The 13,514-nt window shown below is 39.1% G+C and carries 16 protein-coding genes; 13 read left to right on the forward strand and 3 right to left on the reverse strand.

Annotation, left to right across the window (positions count from 1 at the left end):
- Window position 1 precedes the first annotated feature (1 nt).
- Both mltG and pabC read right to left on the reverse strand, forming a co-directional pair.
- On the reverse strand, window positions 2-1,072 hold the full coding sequence (gene mltG / locus AW165_RS02170; protein WP_060464846.1) for an endolytic transglycosylase MltG: 1,071 nt from the start codon (window positions 1,070-1,072) through the stop codon (window positions 2-4).
- Between the two features lies 1 nt (window position 1,073).
- Window positions 1,074-1,886, reverse strand: a complete 813-nt coding sequence (pabC, locus tag AW165_RS02175; protein WP_060464847.1) for an aminodeoxychorismate lyase — start codon at window positions 1,884-1,886, stop codon at window positions 1,074-1,076.
- A gap of 263 nt (window positions 1,887-2,149) precedes the next feature.
- Here pabC and AW165_RS02180 point away from each other — a divergent pair, with 263 nt between their 5' ends.
- From AW165_RS02180 to AW165_RS02205, 6 genes are all read left to right on the forward strand, one after another.
- A complete protein-coding gene (locus tag AW165_RS02180; RefSeq protein ID WP_001212602.1) occupies window positions 2,150-3,157 on the forward strand; it encodes a sulfate ABC transporter substrate-binding protein in 1,008 nt (335 codons plus the stop codon).
- A gap of 30 nt (window positions 3,158-3,187) precedes the next feature.
- Window positions 3,188-3,796 carry an RBBP9/YdeN family alpha/beta hydrolase gene (locus AW165_RS02185; RefSeq protein WP_005073133.1) on the forward strand — a complete coding sequence of 203 codons (609 nt, stop codon included), beginning with the start codon at window positions 3,188-3,190 and terminating at the stop codon, window positions 3,794-3,796.
- An 80-nt stretch (window positions 3,797-3,876) separates the two neighbouring features.
- The gene (gene cysT, locus AW165_RS02190; protein ID WP_060464848.1) at window positions 3,877-4,710 is read left to right on the forward strand and encodes a sulfate ABC transporter permease subunit CysT; all 834 of its coding nucleotides are present in this window, start codon (window positions 3,877-3,879) and stop codon (window positions 4,708-4,710) included.
- Window positions 4,707-5,591 carry a sulfate ABC transporter permease subunit CysW gene (cysW, locus tag AW165_RS02195; protein ID WP_017386322.1) on the forward strand — a complete coding sequence of 295 codons (885 nt, stop codon included), beginning with the start codon at window positions 4,707-4,709 and terminating at the stop codon, window positions 5,589-5,591. Before cysT ends, cysW begins: the two co-directional genes overlap by 4 nt.
- An 11-nt stretch (window positions 5,592-5,602) precedes the next feature.
- A complete protein-coding gene (locus AW165_RS02200) occupies window positions 5,603-6,664 on the forward strand; it encodes a sulfate/molybdate ABC transporter ATP-binding protein (protein WP_002118816.1) in 1,062 nt (353 codons plus the stop codon).
- 71 nt (window positions 6,665-6,735) lie between these two features.
- Window positions 6,736-7,659 carry a CysB family HTH-type transcriptional regulator gene (locus AW165_RS02205; RefSeq protein ID WP_002118601.1) on the forward strand — a complete coding sequence of 308 codons (924 nt, stop codon included), beginning with the start codon at window positions 6,736-6,738 and terminating at the stop codon, window positions 7,657-7,659.
- A 95-nt stretch (window positions 7,660-7,754) separates the two neighbouring features.
- On the opposite strand, the gene carO is transcribed toward AW165_RS02205, so the two are convergent.
- Window positions 7,755-8,495 (reverse strand): ornithine uptake porin CarO type 3, encoded by a 741-nt coding sequence (carO, locus tag AW165_RS02210; protein WP_060464849.1) that lies wholly within the window; start codon window positions 8,493-8,495, stop codon window positions 7,755-7,757.
- Window positions 8,496-8,788: 293 nt separating this feature from the next.
- Between carO and dapD the strand changes: the two genes are divergently transcribed.
- The 7 genes from dapD to AW165_RS02245 all read left to right on the forward strand — a co-directional run bounded on the left by dapD (window position 8,789) and on the right by AW165_RS02245 (window position 13,511).
- Window positions 8,789-9,610, forward strand: coding sequence for a 2,3,4,5-tetrahydropyridine-2,6-dicarboxylate N-succinyltransferase (gene dapD / locus AW165_RS02215; RefSeq protein ID WP_002118664.1), 822 nt, complete (start codon window positions 8,789-8,791; stop codon window positions 9,608-9,610).
- 98 nt (window positions 9,611-9,708) lie between these two features.
- Entirely contained in the window at window positions 9,709-10,419 is a 711-nt protein-coding gene (gene queE / locus AW165_RS02220) for a 7-carboxy-7-deazaguanine synthase QueE (protein ID WP_039759610.1), read from the forward strand.
- A 40-nt stretch (window positions 10,420-10,459) separates the two neighbouring features.
- Window positions 10,460-11,128, forward strand: coding sequence for a 7-cyano-7-deazaguanine synthase QueC (gene queC, locus AW165_RS02225; protein WP_002118843.1), 669 nt, complete (start codon window positions 10,460-10,462; stop codon window positions 11,126-11,128).
- 16 nt (window positions 11,129-11,144) lie between these two features.
- Window positions 11,145-11,561: a hypothetical protein gene (locus AW165_RS02230; protein WP_005073124.1), complete on the forward strand. Its 417-nt coding sequence runs from the start codon at window positions 11,145-11,147 to the stop codon at window positions 11,559-11,561.
- A gap of 96 nt (window positions 11,562-11,657) precedes the next feature.
- Window positions 11,658-12,344: a diphthine--ammonia ligase gene (locus tag AW165_RS02235; protein ID WP_060464850.1), complete on the forward strand. Its 687-nt coding sequence runs from the start codon at window positions 11,658-11,660 to the stop codon at window positions 12,342-12,344.
- 17 nt (window positions 12,345-12,361) lie between these two features.
- Window positions 12,362-12,823, forward strand: a complete 462-nt coding sequence (locus AW165_RS02240; RefSeq protein ID WP_060464851.1) for a peroxiredoxin — start codon at window positions 12,362-12,364, stop codon at window positions 12,821-12,823.
- A gap of 118 nt (window positions 12,824-12,941) precedes the next feature.
- Window positions 12,942-13,511 carry a CAP domain-containing protein gene (locus tag AW165_RS02245; RefSeq protein WP_060464852.1) on the forward strand — a complete coding sequence of 190 codons (570 nt, stop codon included), beginning with the start codon at window positions 12,942-12,944 and terminating at the stop codon, window positions 13,509-13,511.
- The last annotated feature ends 3 nt before the right edge of the window (window positions 13,512-13,514 follow it).

A 13,514-nucleotide genomic window follows, 5' to 3' on the forward strand; every position in this document is an offset into this window, starting at 1 on the left:
CTTATTTCTTCGATCTCAACACGGATAAATATTCTTGCACTGCTTGATTATGAGCTTGCAAGTCTGCCGTAAATTTATGTCCACCATTACCAGTCGCTACGAAATAGATATTATTTGAATCATCTGGATGTAATGCTGCTTCAATTGCTTTTTGGCTTGGCAAAGCAATTGGAGTTGGAGGCAAACCATTAATGGTATAAGTATTATATGGTGTTGGAGTACGGAGGTCTTCTCGGGTAAGGTTGCCTTTATAGTTATTACCCATTCCGTAAATAACAGTTGGATCCGTTTGTAAACGCATACCGAGTTTTAAACGGCGGACAAAAACTCCAGAAACTTGTGTAAGTTCACTGTCTAAACTCGTTTCTTTCTCAACAATAGAAGCCATAATTAATGCTTCATATTTATCTTTATACGGTAAATTCGGAGCGCGGTTTGCCCAAGCTGCATCTAGAGCTTTTACTTGACGATGATATAAATCGGTAAGAATTTTCTTGTCAGTCTCGCCTTTGGCAAAGAAATAAGTATTCGGCGCGAACAAGCCTTCTGGATGATCGTAAGGAATCCCAAGCGCTTTCATAAGCTGATCATTAGGTAAATCCAATATTGTATTTTTTACATTTTTATCATTTTTGAGTGCAGTAATAAGCTGCTTAAAAGTTGTACCTTCAATCACCAAAACACGGTTCATCTGAGCATTATCAGCATCAGACAACATCTCTAACACTTGTCTTACGCTCATCCCTTGTTCAATTTCATACACACCAGCTTTCATGCTGTCATGAATCATAAACTTTTGATAAAGTTTCAATACGATAGGAAAGCTAACTTTGTCTTCTTTTGCCAAACGATCAATAAAACCAGAATAGGTTTCCCCGGATGTAATAGATAACATCTGTTTTTTGCCTTCGATAGGATAAGCCTTAAACAAACTTGACCATAAAATGGCAAACGTAAAAATTAAAACAATAAAAAGGCCAATTAGAACCAATCGCTTAGAAAATTTTGGAGCTAGTTTTTTGTTATTTTTCTTGGCGTTTTTTGCTTTCGCATTCACAGGTGGCTTCGGCATATTAATGAATCTGATTTAAGTTAAGGATATGAAATAAATCTATGCATGCCTGTGTATCTAGCATTTTTTCGCCTAAATGAGTGACCACTCGCATAGGGTTTAAAGCATTACAAAAGAATAGACTTTGTATTTCAGATACTTCATCTAATTCAATCACACGTACTTCACAGGCAATACCATGGTGCTGCATACGTGCCAGAATTTCTGCCCGCATTACACCGTGGACGCCATTATAGCGAAGTTCAGGAGTAATCCATCTATCATTTAAACGAATAAAACAATTACTACTGACCCCTTCAACAATATAACCTTGTACATCAGTAACTAATGCTTCAGCCCACCCGAGTTGATCTGCTTCTTTTTTTAGCAATACTTGTTCAAGGCGGTTTAAAGATTTAAGCCCGACCAAGCTCGGCATGGTTAAACCTAGGGCCTGATTTAAAACACCGCACTGGATAGAGTCAGGCACAAACGGCTCTAAAGCTTTTGGATAAAACCAGATATAAATATCTGCTTCATGCTTTGGCAAACTATAACCGCGGTCGCCTTCCCCACGACTAATCACAATTTTTAAAGTGCCGTTGAGTACAAGGTTCTGCTTTTGCAGCTGCTGCAAACTCAGTTCAATTAATTCAAAATTTACAGTTAAAGACAGTTTTTGACATGCGAGTTTCAGACGTTGCCAGTGCCTTTCTTTAAGCTCAATCTGATTTTGAAAAACACGAATTGTGGTAAAGCATCCATCTCCATAATGAAAGGCTCGATCTAATAAAGGAATAGTCTCAACGGGTTGCCCATTTTTAAAACACCACATGTTTGTTCCATCCTTTGCTAAAAGCCGCACAACAATACAACACCTTTCATTTAAATAATAAATGATTGATTTTAAAAAATTATACCGATTTCGTATCTGCTTTTGAAACTTGTTATATATCAAGATTTAAGAATAGTTTATCTCTTTTTATTATTTCTATTTTTTTCATATTAAATTCGTTTTTTATTATTTTTTTAGAATAAAGACTAGCGCTATTCTGCGTTCATGTTTTGAACATTTCATATTTTTTGAGGACTTATCTCATGCGTTTTTCTCAATTAAAAGTCGGGGTTATCGCTGCACTTCTTTCTGTTTCGTCATTTGCAGCCCAAGAATTTTTAAACGTTTCTTACGATCCTACTCGTGAGCTATATACAGATTTCAACAAACAGTTCGGTACTTACTGGAAACAACGTACTGGTCAAGATATTGAGTTTAAGCAATCACACGGTGGCTCTGGTAAACAGGCTCGTGCGGTTATCGATGGCTTAAATGCAGATGTGGTGACATTAGCACTTGCAGCAGATATTGATGAAATTGCTGAAAAAGCAAAATTACTTCCAACCAACTGGCAGAAAAAACTGCCACAAAACTCAACGCCATATACATCAACCATTGTATTTTTGGTGCGTAAAGGCAACCCAAAGCAAATTAAAGACTGGGCTGATTTAATCAAACCAGGTGTAGAAATCATTACACCAAACCCGAAAACCTCTGGTGGTGCTCGTTGGAACTATCTCGCAGCTTGGGCTTGGGCAAAACATCAACCAGGCGGCAATGATGCAAAAGCACAAGAATACGTTCGCCAAATTTATAAACATACTAAAGTTTTAGATTCTGGTGCTCGCGGTGCGACGACTACTTTCGCTGAGCGTGGCATTGGTGATGTATTACTGGCTTGGGAAAATGAAGCTCATTTAGCTATTCGTGAACAGCCGGGCAAATTTGAAATTATTACTCCGTCTCTTTCGATCTTAGCTGAGCCTCCAGTTGCAATTGTGGAGAAGAATGCAGCTAAAAAAGGCAACTTAACGATTGCTAAAGGTTATCTCAACTATTTGTACTCACCTGCTGGTCAAGAAATTGCAGCACGTAATTTCTACCGTCCTCGTAACGCAGCTGTTCTTAAAAAATACAGCAATGTATTTAAGCCATTGAAGCTTGTAACAATCGACAAAGAGTTTGGTGGTTGGACAAAAGTACAAAAACAACACTTTGATAATGGTGGTGTTTTCGATCAAATCGTGAAAATCAATAGTGCAGAGAAGTAATTCTTTGCACTAAAGGTAAGGAGAACAGACATGATTCACACTGTAATTGTTCCGGGTGTAGGTGGCAGTGAACATCAGCATTGGCAATCTTGGTTGCAGCGTCAACTCGTGTCTAGTTCTCGTGTTGAGCAAAAAAACTGGGATAGACCTGTATTAAGCGAATGGGTTGAGCAATTCGTTAAAACAGTTCAAGCAGCTCAAGCTCCTGTTCAAATTGTTGCACATAGTTTTGGATGCTTAACGAGTGTAGCTGCTTTAGCTGAGCATCCCGAATTAAGAAGCCAAGTTAAGAAACTAATTTTAGTCGCTCCAGCGAATCCGGCACGCTTTGGGGAAGCAGGGTTTGCTCGCCATAGCTTGACCGACTACAAAGATTATTTTCATCAATTAAAAATTGATGTGCCTGCAACGCTACTCATTAGTGAAAATGATCCATGGCTCGGCTTTTTTGATGCGTTACAACTTGCGAAATCATGGAAATTAAATCCCGTTAATCTTGGTGAGGTGGGTCATATTAATGTTGCCTCAGGTTTTGGGCCATTCCCGGATTTGCTGAATTATTTGATTCCAGAAGATTCGATGTGTAGTCACTCATCTATCGACCCGGTAAAAACACATTTCTCTTTGAAATTTGCTTAATACCAATCTTTATACCGCACTGTTTATCTTTATTTATTCGCTTACTGGTTTCAGCAGGCTTTTCTCTTTGAGGAAATATCATGTCGCAGCGATCCCGAGTGCTGCCTGGGTTTGGTCTATCTTTGGGCTTCACCCTCGCCTACGTTTCTTTTATTGTGCTTATTCCATTAGCCGCAGTCTTTATCAAATCATTTGGAATCGGATGGGACGGATTATGGGAAATTTTAACGTCTGAGCGTATTTTGAAATCGCTTCAACTCAGCTTTAGTTCAGCTTTAATTGCAGCATTTATTAATATTGTGTTTGGTCTGCTTTTAGCTTGGTGTCTTGTCCGCTATAACTTTCCAGGAAAACGTCTAGTTGATGCATTGGTCGATTTACCTTTTGCTCTTCCGACCGCAGTTGCTGGTATTGCACTGACTTCACTCTATGCACCTACTGGTTGGTTAGGTCAATATCTGGAACCACTTGGTATTCAGGTTGCCTATACGCCTATCGGAATTACGCTGGCATTGGTCTTTATTGGTATTCCTTTTATTGTTCGGACCGTTCAACCGGTACTCAGCGATATTGAAACCGAACTTGAGGAAGCAGCTTCAGCACTTGGTGCAAATCGTTGGCAGACCATTACTAAAATTATTTTACCCATCTTACTACCTGCTCTATTTACAGGCTTTGCTTTAGCATTTGCTCGCGGCGTGGGTGAGTATGGTTCTGTTATTTTTATTGCAGGTAACCAGCCATTTAAAACAGAAATTGCACCGCTGATGATCATTTCTCGTCTTGAAGAATATGATTATGCAGGTGCAACGACCATTGCAGCGGTCATGTTAGTTCTCTCTTTTATCATTCTATTTGTCATTAACTTACTTCAAGCATGGGCAAACCGTCGTACAGGGAGAAACATCACATGAATTTACATACCGACAGCAACGCACTTGCTTTGAAGTTACAGTCTCGTGATGCGACACGTGAGCCAACTTGGGTACGTTATACCCTTATTACAATTGCACTGATTTTTTTCCTCAGTTGCCTCATGCTGCCACTTATTTTGGTTTTCGTAGAAGCATTTAAACAGGGACTAGAAGTCTATGTTCAGGCTTTGATTGATCCAGATACCTTATCAGCAGTGAAATTAACATTACTCACCGCAGCAATTGCAGTTCCAATTAATGTGATATTTGGTATTGCTGCAGCTTGGGCTGTCTCTAAGTTCCAGTTTAAAGGCAAGGCTATTTTAACCACTATCATTGATATGCCTTTTTCGGTTTCACCCGTTATTGCAGGTTTAATGATTGTTCTTATTTTTGGTGCCCAAGGCTGGTTCGGCGGCTGGTTAATGGATCATGACATCAAGATTTTATATGCCGTACCTGGAATTGTTTTAGCCACCATTTTTATTACAGTTCCATTTGTGGCGCGTGAGTTAATTCCACTCATGGAAGCTCAGGGAACAGAGGAAGAAGAAGCAGCAATTGTACTCGGTGCATCAGGTTGGCAAACTTTTTGGAAGGTCACCCTCCCTAACATTAAATGGGGTCTGATTTACGGCGTGATTTTGTGTAATGCCCGTGCAATGGGTGAGTTTGGCGCAGTATCAGTGGTTTCTGGTCATATCCGTGGTGAAACCAATACTCTGCCACTGCATGTTGAAATTTTATATAACGAGTACACCTTTAGCGCAGCCTTTGCCGTGTCCTCACTGCTTGCCTTCTTAGCTCTTTTAACACTGATTTTAAAAACCTGGTTAGAGCTACATCAAGATAAACCAGAACCGCATTCAACTGATTCGTAAGGAATGAAATCATGAGTATTCAAGTTAAAAATATTGAAAAACACTTTGGTGCATTCCATGCGCTTAAAAATATTTCCCTAGACTTTCCAGAGGGTGAACTGGTTGCGCTACTTGGACCATCTGGTTGTGGTAAGACGACTCTGCTTCGTATTATTGCAGGTCTAGAATCAGCCGATGGCGGTCAGGTTTTACTTGAAGGTGAAGATGCGACTAATGTACATGTGCGTGAGCGTCAGGTTGGCTTTGTATTTCAGCACTATGCTTTATTCCGTCATATGACTGTATTTGACAATATTGCCTTTGGTTTACGCGTTCGCCCTCGTGCAACCCGTCCTTCGGAAGCTGAAATTAAAAAACGTGTCACTCGTTTACTTGATCTAGTTCAACTAGGCTTTTTAGCAGACCGCTACCCTGCTCAGCTTTCTGGCGGACAACGTCAGCGTATTGCTTTAGCCCGTGCTTTGGCAGTAGAACCTCGCGTGTTATTACTCGATGAACCATTTGGCGCTCTAGATGCCAAAGTACGCAAAGAATTACGTCGCTGGTTACGCAACTTACATGATGAATTGCATATCACTTCAATTTTTGTGACCCACGATCAAGAAGAAGCACTTGAGGTTGCAGACCAGATTATTGTCATGAATAAAGGTAATGTTGAGCAAATCGGTTCACCTCGTGAAGTTTATGAAAAACCTGCAACGCCATTTGTGTTTGATTTCTTGGGTCAGGCAAATCGATTTGAAGGTGAACATACGGAAGGTATTATCCGTATCGGTAATGACCGTATTCAACTACCAACAGCAGTTGAGGCGCCTCAAGGAAAAGTGATTGCTTTTGCCCGTCCAGATGAGTTACATATTCACTCGCAACCGCAAGCGAATACCATTGAAGCGACTTTTGTACGTGAAATCTGGATTGCTGGAAAAGTAGTGGCCGAATTACAAGACCGTAATGGACGTTTAATTGAAATTGCTCTGAGCAGTGAAGCTGCAAAATTACATGCATTTAAACCTAATCAAACTGTTTGGGTGAGCGCATCTCAATTGCACTTATTTGCAGACCAAGTTGCTTAAGAAATATATTTGGTGAGGAAATATCTTGCGGATCTTTAGACGCTCCTCACCTCTTTTGAGGAAAAGTGTAAATGAACTTTCAACAATTAAGAATTATCCGAGAAACAGTACGCCAAAACTTTAACTTGACGGAAGCATCGGCTGCACTCTACACATCTCAATCGGGTGTAAGTAAACACATCAAAGATTTAGAAGATGAATTAGGTGTTCAACTTTTCGTTCGTAAAGGTAAACGCCTTTTAGGTTTAACTGAACCAGGACAGTCACTTCTTAGCATTGTTGAACGCATGTTAGTGGATGCTGAAAATATTAAACGACTTGCTGAAGATTTTAATAAGGTTGATGAAGGAACACTAACGATCGCAACTACGCATACTCAAGCGCGTTATGTATTGCCTCCAATCGTTAATCAATTTAAGAAATTATTTCCAAAAGTTCATTTGATTTTACAACAAGCTAGCCCTGTCGAAATTTCAGAAATGCTTTTACAAGGCGAAGCGGATATTGGAATTGCAACTGAGTCTTTAACGACTGAAGAAAATCTGGCTAGCATTCCTTACTATCAATGGCAGCACAGTATTATTACCCCGCAAAATCATCCTTTAGTGCAGGCGGATAAGATCACTCTAGAACTTTTAGCAGAATATCCACTCATTACTTATCATGGTGGTTTTACAGGTCGATCTAAAATTGATAAAGCGTTTGAAGAGGCTCATCTAGATGCAGATATCGTAATGTCAGCTCTTGATGCCGATGTTATCAAAACCTATGTGGAACTTGGCATGGGTGTGGGTATTGTCAATGACGTGGCTTATGATACAGAACGTGATTATCGTTTAAAGCAAACCAAAACTGATATTTTTGGTGTTAATACGACATGGATTGCGGTTCGCAAAGGCCACTTATTACGCGGTTATGGTTACGAATTTATTTCTTTATGCTCACCTGATGCGGATATTAAAGCGCTTAAGAAAATTGCTTACCCAGACGAATAAAAATTAAAAATAAATAAAAGAGCTTTTTAGCTCTTTTATTTATTTTATTAAAAGTACAAAAAAACGAGCCGTAGCTCGTTTTTTCTTTTGTGAGCTTACCAGTAGAAGTTCACACCAACTTTACCAACTGGTAACCATTGGTATTTATCATCGTTGGCAATTTTACGAGCTTCCGCATTTACTGCTTCTTCAAGTGATTGATCACCAGTTGTAACTGCTGAACCTGTCGAAGCAAGTTTAACTGTTGGATTACCAGTGTAGTAAGCACCTACTTCACCGAATACACCCCAGTTTTTGTTAATTTTAGGTGCAAAACCAAAACCTAAGTATGGAGCGATGTCATTTTTGTAAGACATTTGACCATTAATTTTCACACCGTCTGCACCCGCAATAAAGTCTTGATTATTTACGCGGAATGAACGAGTTGCATCAACGTTACGAGTTAAATCATAATCGTTATCAAGATATGCTGCACCAGCTGCTACATATAAGCCTTGAGCCCAACGGTTAGTACTTGCACCCCATGGACGAATCTCAGCATTTAAATAGACATTGTTGTTTTCCATATCAAGGTCATAAGTTGAACCGTTTACTTTTACGTCATCAGACCAAGAAATGTCACCACCATTATAACCTAAAGCCAAACCTACATATGGGTTTGCTTGCCATAATAAAGCACCACCATAACCAGTTGTACCTACCTCAGCACGTGCCCCCACAGGAATTAATTGGTTTTTGTCAAATGCGTAGCTGTCATGAACAACGGCTTCATCTGCCATAGCAGCGCCAGCAGCGAATAAAGCTGTTGTAGTGACTAATACACGTAATGCTTTCATAGTTTCTCCTCAAAAGGCTCTGTTTTTAATTTATTCATCTTGTGACTGAAATCATAATAATGACAGCTTAGATTCTTTTTTATACAAAAAATGCTAGATTTCTGTTATTTTTTGATACAAATTGAGTTAAATTTTTATTTTCAAATCATTTTTGTGTAAAAAACACTTGATTATCTAATAAGCTTATTTCGATTTACCTCATTTATATCATCAATTAAACGTAACACGTTTTTTGAAAGATTCTTGTCACAAATTAGTGTAAAATCTTTAAAATTTTTTATGGAAGGAAGATCATGTCTCAGCTTTCTACGATCATTGAGCAAGCATTTGAAGACCGCGCAAATTTTACTGCAGCAGATTGTTCAAGCGAAATTCGCCAAGCTGTTGAAGAAGCAATTGCTGGTTTAGATAACGGTACACTTCGAGTTGCTGAAAAAATCAATGGTGAATGGGTTGTTCATCAATGGTTAAAAAAAGCTGTTTTATTATCATTTAAACTGAATGACAATAAACCAATCGAGTCATGTGATCTTCGTTTCTATGACAAAGTTGAAACTAAATTCTCTGGTTGGACTGAAGAGCAATTTAAAGCTGCAGGTGTTCGTGTTGTTCCTCCTGCTGTAGCACGTCGTGGTAGCTTCCAAGCTAAAAACGTGGTGTTAATGCCATCTTATGTCAACATTGGCGCTTATGTAGATGAAGGCACAATGGTTGATACATGGGCAACTGTAGGCTCATGTGCTCAAATCGGTAAAAATGTTCACTTGTCTGGTGGTGTAGGTATTGGTGGTGTTTTAGAACCATTACAAGCTAACCCAACTATTATTGAAGACAACTGCTTTATCGGTGCACGTTCAGAAATCGTTGAAGGCGTTATCGTTGAAGAAGGCTCAGTCATTTCAATGGGCGTTTTCATTGGTCAATCAACTAAAATTTATGACCGTGAAACTGGCGAAATCCATTATGGTCGTGTACCAGCAGGTTCAGTTGTAGTTTCAGGCAGCTTGCCATCTAAATGTGGTACTTACAGCTTATATGCTGCAATTATCGTGAAAAAAGTTGATGCGCAAACACGCTCAAAAACAAGCTTGAACGATTTGTTACGCGCTGACTAATTTGTTATAACTCTCTTGCGGAGCTTTAATCGCTCCTCATCTCTACGATCAAACTGATCGTAGAGATTTTATTTTTTATATAGTGTGGTATTTCTAGAATGGCTTCCTTACGTTCCTCTGCAATTCCTGTCTCAGACCCTGCGTCCGGTTTACGCATTACCGAGATTTTTTACTCGTTGCAGGGTGAAGCAAATGCCTCTGGCCTACCGACTGTATTTATTCGTCTAACAGGCTGTCCATTACGTTGTAGCTATTGCGATACCACCTATTCTTTTGAGGGTGGCGAACGTTTTTCACTTGAACATATCATTGAAACAGCTACACAATTTCAAACACCTTATATTTGTGTGACAGGTGGTGAACCTCTTGCTCAGCCAAACTGTTTAATTTTATTACAACGTTTATGTGAAGCAGGTTTTGACGTCTCTTTAGAAACCAGTGGTGCTCTTGATGTATCAAGAGTAGATCCCCGTGTTTCAAAAGTCCTCGATTTAAAGACTCCAACTTCTGGTGAAGAACATCGTAATCTCATCAGTAATCTTGACCATTTAACACTACGTGACCAAATCAAATTTGTGATTTGTAATCGCGAAGACTATGAATGGTCAAAGCAACAAGTTGAAAAATATCAACTGCAAACTAAAGTCAGTACCGTTTGGTTCTCCCCTGCCTTTGCGGTTGAAAAAGGTGCTGTAGGCCTGCCACGTCTAGCACGTGATCTGGCACAGTGGATACTTGATGATAAATTACCTGTTCGTTTCCAGCTTCAGTTACATAAACTGCTTTGGAACGATGAATCAGGTCGTTAATCACTCAATAAAATAAATCATTCCGAATATGGAGAAAAATATGCGCTCTCGTGCCATTGTTTTACTTTCAGGCGGCTTAGACTCAACCACTTGCCTAGCTTGGGCACAAGCGCGCTATGAATGTATTGCTATTAGTTTTATGTATGGTCAACGCTCAACCACTGAACTTGATGCTGCAAAAGCATTAGCTCAGCGTTCAGGTGTTGAACATCGTGTAATTAATATTGATCTAGCAAATTTAGGTGGATCAGCACTTACAGATCACAACATTGCAGTACCAGAACAGTTACAAGAAGGTATTCCTGTAACTTATGTACCAGCGCGTAACACTATTTTCCTCTCGTATGCTCTAGCAGCAGCCGAAGTATTTAATGCTGAAGCTATTGTTATTGGTATCAATGCTGTTGATTATTCAGGATATCCTGATTGTCGTCCTGAATTTATTGATGCTTTTGCGAATATGGCCCGTTTAGCAACTAAAGCTGGCGTAGAAGGAAAACCTCTTAAATTTGAAACACCCCTGTTACATTTATCCAAAGCGAATATCATACGTTTAGGGATTGAACATGGCGTAGACTATAGTCAAACGGTATCTTGCTACCAAGCAGATGCTCAAGGACGTGCGTGTGGTAAATGTGACAGTTGCCGTTTGCGTAAAGAAGGCTTTATCGATGCTGGTGTTACCGATCCAACACGCTATATACCGTAATAAGTAGGTAAAATTTATGAAGTTGTTAAAATCAAATCTTATTCTTTCATCTTTATTCTCAGCAGCTGCACTTATGGCTGGTTCAGCTCAAGCAGCTGAAAACCCAGTGCAAGCGGCATATAAAAGCACTAACGTTAAAGGTGCATTAGTTAACGTTTGTAAAGAACAAACTGCTAAAGGCGGCAAGTTAAGTTCATCTGAAGTTAGCAAATTCTGTAGCTGTCAGGTTGAAGCACAAGGTAAAGTGACTGAAGCACAAAAATGGGAAATCCAAAGCGCAATCAATGCGAAGAAAAGCCCAAGTTCTCTAGGATTTGTACAACAACAAAACCGTGATCTTAAAGCATGTTTCGGTCCTCAGTTAACAACTAAGCTTGAAAAGTTAACTGAAGATGCAATGAAGGCAGCTCAACAACAAGCTCCTAAAAAATAAGATTTTAATGTTCCACATTAAGCCTGCATTTATGCAGGCTTTTTTATAGCTCTGTTAAAATAACAGCATTTTTGACCAATTCATTTGATGTAAGCCATGCAAGAACAATGGAAAACTAATGCTAACCATAAAAGGTCTATTGTCTCATTTAGTGGAGGCAAAGATAGTTCTCTAGCACTCTACCATGCAATGCAGACAGGCGAAGTGATTGGATTGATCGTCATGCTAGAAGAACAAGGCCAACGTTCTCGCTCACATGCTATGCCTCTTGATATTATTCAAGCACAAGCTAAAGCAATCGGCTTGCCCGTGTTTATGGCTTCATCAAGTTGGAATGACTATGAAGTAAAGTTTATTGAATTACTCAATCAAGCAAAGCAACAAGGAGCCGAGGTACTGGTTACAGGTGACCTTGATATGCCTGAACACGGCTGTTGGCATGATCGAGTAACGCAACAAGTAGGTCTTCAATTAGGAATGCCTCTTTGGCTACGTCCGCATCGGGAAGTTGTTGAAGAATTTATTCAACTTGGATTCAAAAGTGTCATTGTTACTGTGAATCTAAAACTCGGAATGAAGGTAGAAGATTTAGGTAAAACCTTAACTTTAGAATACATTCAAGAGCTTGAGAACCGTGGCATTGATCCATGTGGTGAAGGCGGTGAATTTCATACGACTGTGATTGATGGGCCAATTTTTAACAAAGCAATCCCTGTAAGAAAACTCAATATTGTTTATCATGAGGAATACGCTTTTTTACCACTTGAATTAGATCAAATTTAACTTTTAAAGGATAAGAAATGTCTGAGAATATTCAACTGCCAAATCAGGTGTTCCCTACTACACACGGCGAAGTGAATTTAACCGAAGTCGAAAATGAATGGCTAATTATTTACTTCTATCCTAAAGATTCAACACCAGGGTGTACAACACAAGCAGTGGGTTTTTCTTGTTTGAAAGATCAGTTTGATGCTTTAGGTGCCCGTATTTTTGGTATTTCACGTGACTCGATAAAAGCCCATCAAAATTTTACAGAGAATCAAGCACTTACTATTAATCTGATCAGTGATAAAGAAGAAATTCTTTGTCATCACTTTGATGTGATTAAAGAAAAGAATATGTATGGAAAGAAAGTCATGGGTATTGAACGTTCTACTTTTATTTTCCATAACAAAACTTTAGTTAAAAGCTATCGCAAAGTTAAAGCAGCTGGGCACGCAGAGCAAGTTCTAGAAGACTTAAAAGCCCTACAAACAGCTTAATAAACTTAAGAAACAAAAAGCGGGCATAATGCTCGTTTTTTGTATATGAACAAATTACTTACTCCTTTACTTTGGCGTATGATAAAGACATTAGAATAATTCACGCTAAGGTATTTACATGAGTCTGCTCAAAGTTTGTAATTTACTGTCTAGTGGTCTTGTTATTTCTGCTTGCTCCGTTAGTTCATCCAGTATGCCGCCCTCAATTACATCATCTACATCACAAGTTGAAACTCCACCTATAAAAATAAGTTGCCAAGATTTACAAAACCCTGCCTATCAACAAACCGTACTTAAAATAATTAATCAGATTCGCCAGCAATCACGCCAATGTGGACAACAATATTTCGCTGCAACCAGACCATTAAGTTGGAGTAATAATTTATATAAAGGTGCACTTTCTCATAGTGAAGATATGGCAACACACAACTTTCTCGGACATGTTGGCTCCACGGGACTAGATTTAAAATCACGTTTGAAAATTTATAATACACTCGGTAAAGCCAATGGTGAAAATGTCGCGAGTGGACAGAAAACATTAGATGAAGTGATGTCTAGATGGCTGTCGAGTCCCCTACATTGTAGTAACCTAATGAACCCTAAATTTACAACCTATGCAATTGCTTGTGCTTCTGATCAATCTGTAAAACAAAAGAGCTATTGGACTCAACAATTTGGTACACGTTAAAAG

The organism is Acinetobacter sp. LMB-5 (genome assembly GCF_001541635.1).
GTDB classification, from domain to species: Bacteria; Pseudomonadota; Gammaproteobacteria; order Pseudomonadales; family Moraxellaceae; genus Acinetobacter; species Acinetobacter pittii.

Excerpts from the sequence above, each read along its gene's own strand:
- mltG (WP_060464846.1), bottom strand. The coding sequence starts at position 1,072 with ATGCCGAAGCCACCTGTGAATGCGAAAGCAAAAAACGCCAAGAAAAAT.
- pabC (WP_060464847.1), bottom strand. The coding sequence starts at position 1,886 with ATGTGGTGTTTTAAAAATGGGCAACCCGTTGAGACTATTCCTTTATTA.
- AW165_RS02180 (WP_001212602.1), top strand. The coding sequence starts at position 2,150 with ATGCGTTTTTCTCAATTAAAAGTCGGGGTTATCGCTGCACTTCTTTCT.
- AW165_RS02185 (WP_005073133.1), top strand. The coding sequence starts at position 3,188 with ATGATTCACACTGTAATTGTTCCGGGTGTAGGTGGCAGTGAACATCAG.
- cysT (WP_060464848.1), top strand. The coding sequence starts at position 3,877 with ATGTCGCAGCGATCCCGAGTGCTGCCTGGGTTTGGTCTATCTTTGGGC.
- cysW (WP_017386322.1), top strand. The coding sequence starts at position 4,707 with ATGAATTTACATACCGACAGCAACGCACTTGCTTTGAAGTTACAGTCT.
- AW165_RS02200 (WP_002118816.1), top strand. The coding sequence starts at position 5,603 with ATGAGTATTCAAGTTAAAAATATTGAAAAACACTTTGGTGCATTCCAT.
- AW165_RS02205 (WP_002118601.1), top strand. The coding sequence starts at position 6,736 with ATGAACTTTCAACAATTAAGAATTATCCGAGAAACAGTACGCCAAAAC.
- carO (WP_060464849.1), bottom strand. The coding sequence starts at position 8,495 with ATGAAAGCATTACGTGTATTAGTCACTACAACAGCTTTATTCGCTGCT.
- dapD (WP_002118664.1), top strand. The coding sequence starts at position 8,789 with ATGTCTCAGCTTTCTACGATCATTGAGCAAGCATTTGAAGACCGCGCA.
- queE (WP_039759610.1), top strand. The coding sequence starts at position 9,709 with ATGGCTTCCTTACGTTCCTCTGCAATTCCTGTCTCAGACCCTGCGTCC.
- queC (WP_002118843.1), top strand. The coding sequence starts at position 10,460 with ATGCGCTCTCGTGCCATTGTTTTACTTTCAGGCGGCTTAGACTCAACC.
- AW165_RS02230 (WP_005073124.1), top strand. The coding sequence starts at position 11,145 with ATGAAGTTGTTAAAATCAAATCTTATTCTTTCATCTTTATTCTCAGCA.
- AW165_RS02235 (WP_060464850.1), top strand. The coding sequence starts at position 11,658 with ATGCAAGAACAATGGAAAACTAATGCTAACCATAAAAGGTCTATTGTC.
- AW165_RS02240 (WP_060464851.1), top strand. The coding sequence starts at position 12,362 with ATGTCTGAGAATATTCAACTGCCAAATCAGGTGTTCCCTACTACACAC.
- AW165_RS02245 (WP_060464852.1), top strand. The coding sequence starts at position 12,942 with ATGAGTCTGCTCAAAGTTTGTAATTTACTGTCTAGTGGTCTTGTTATT.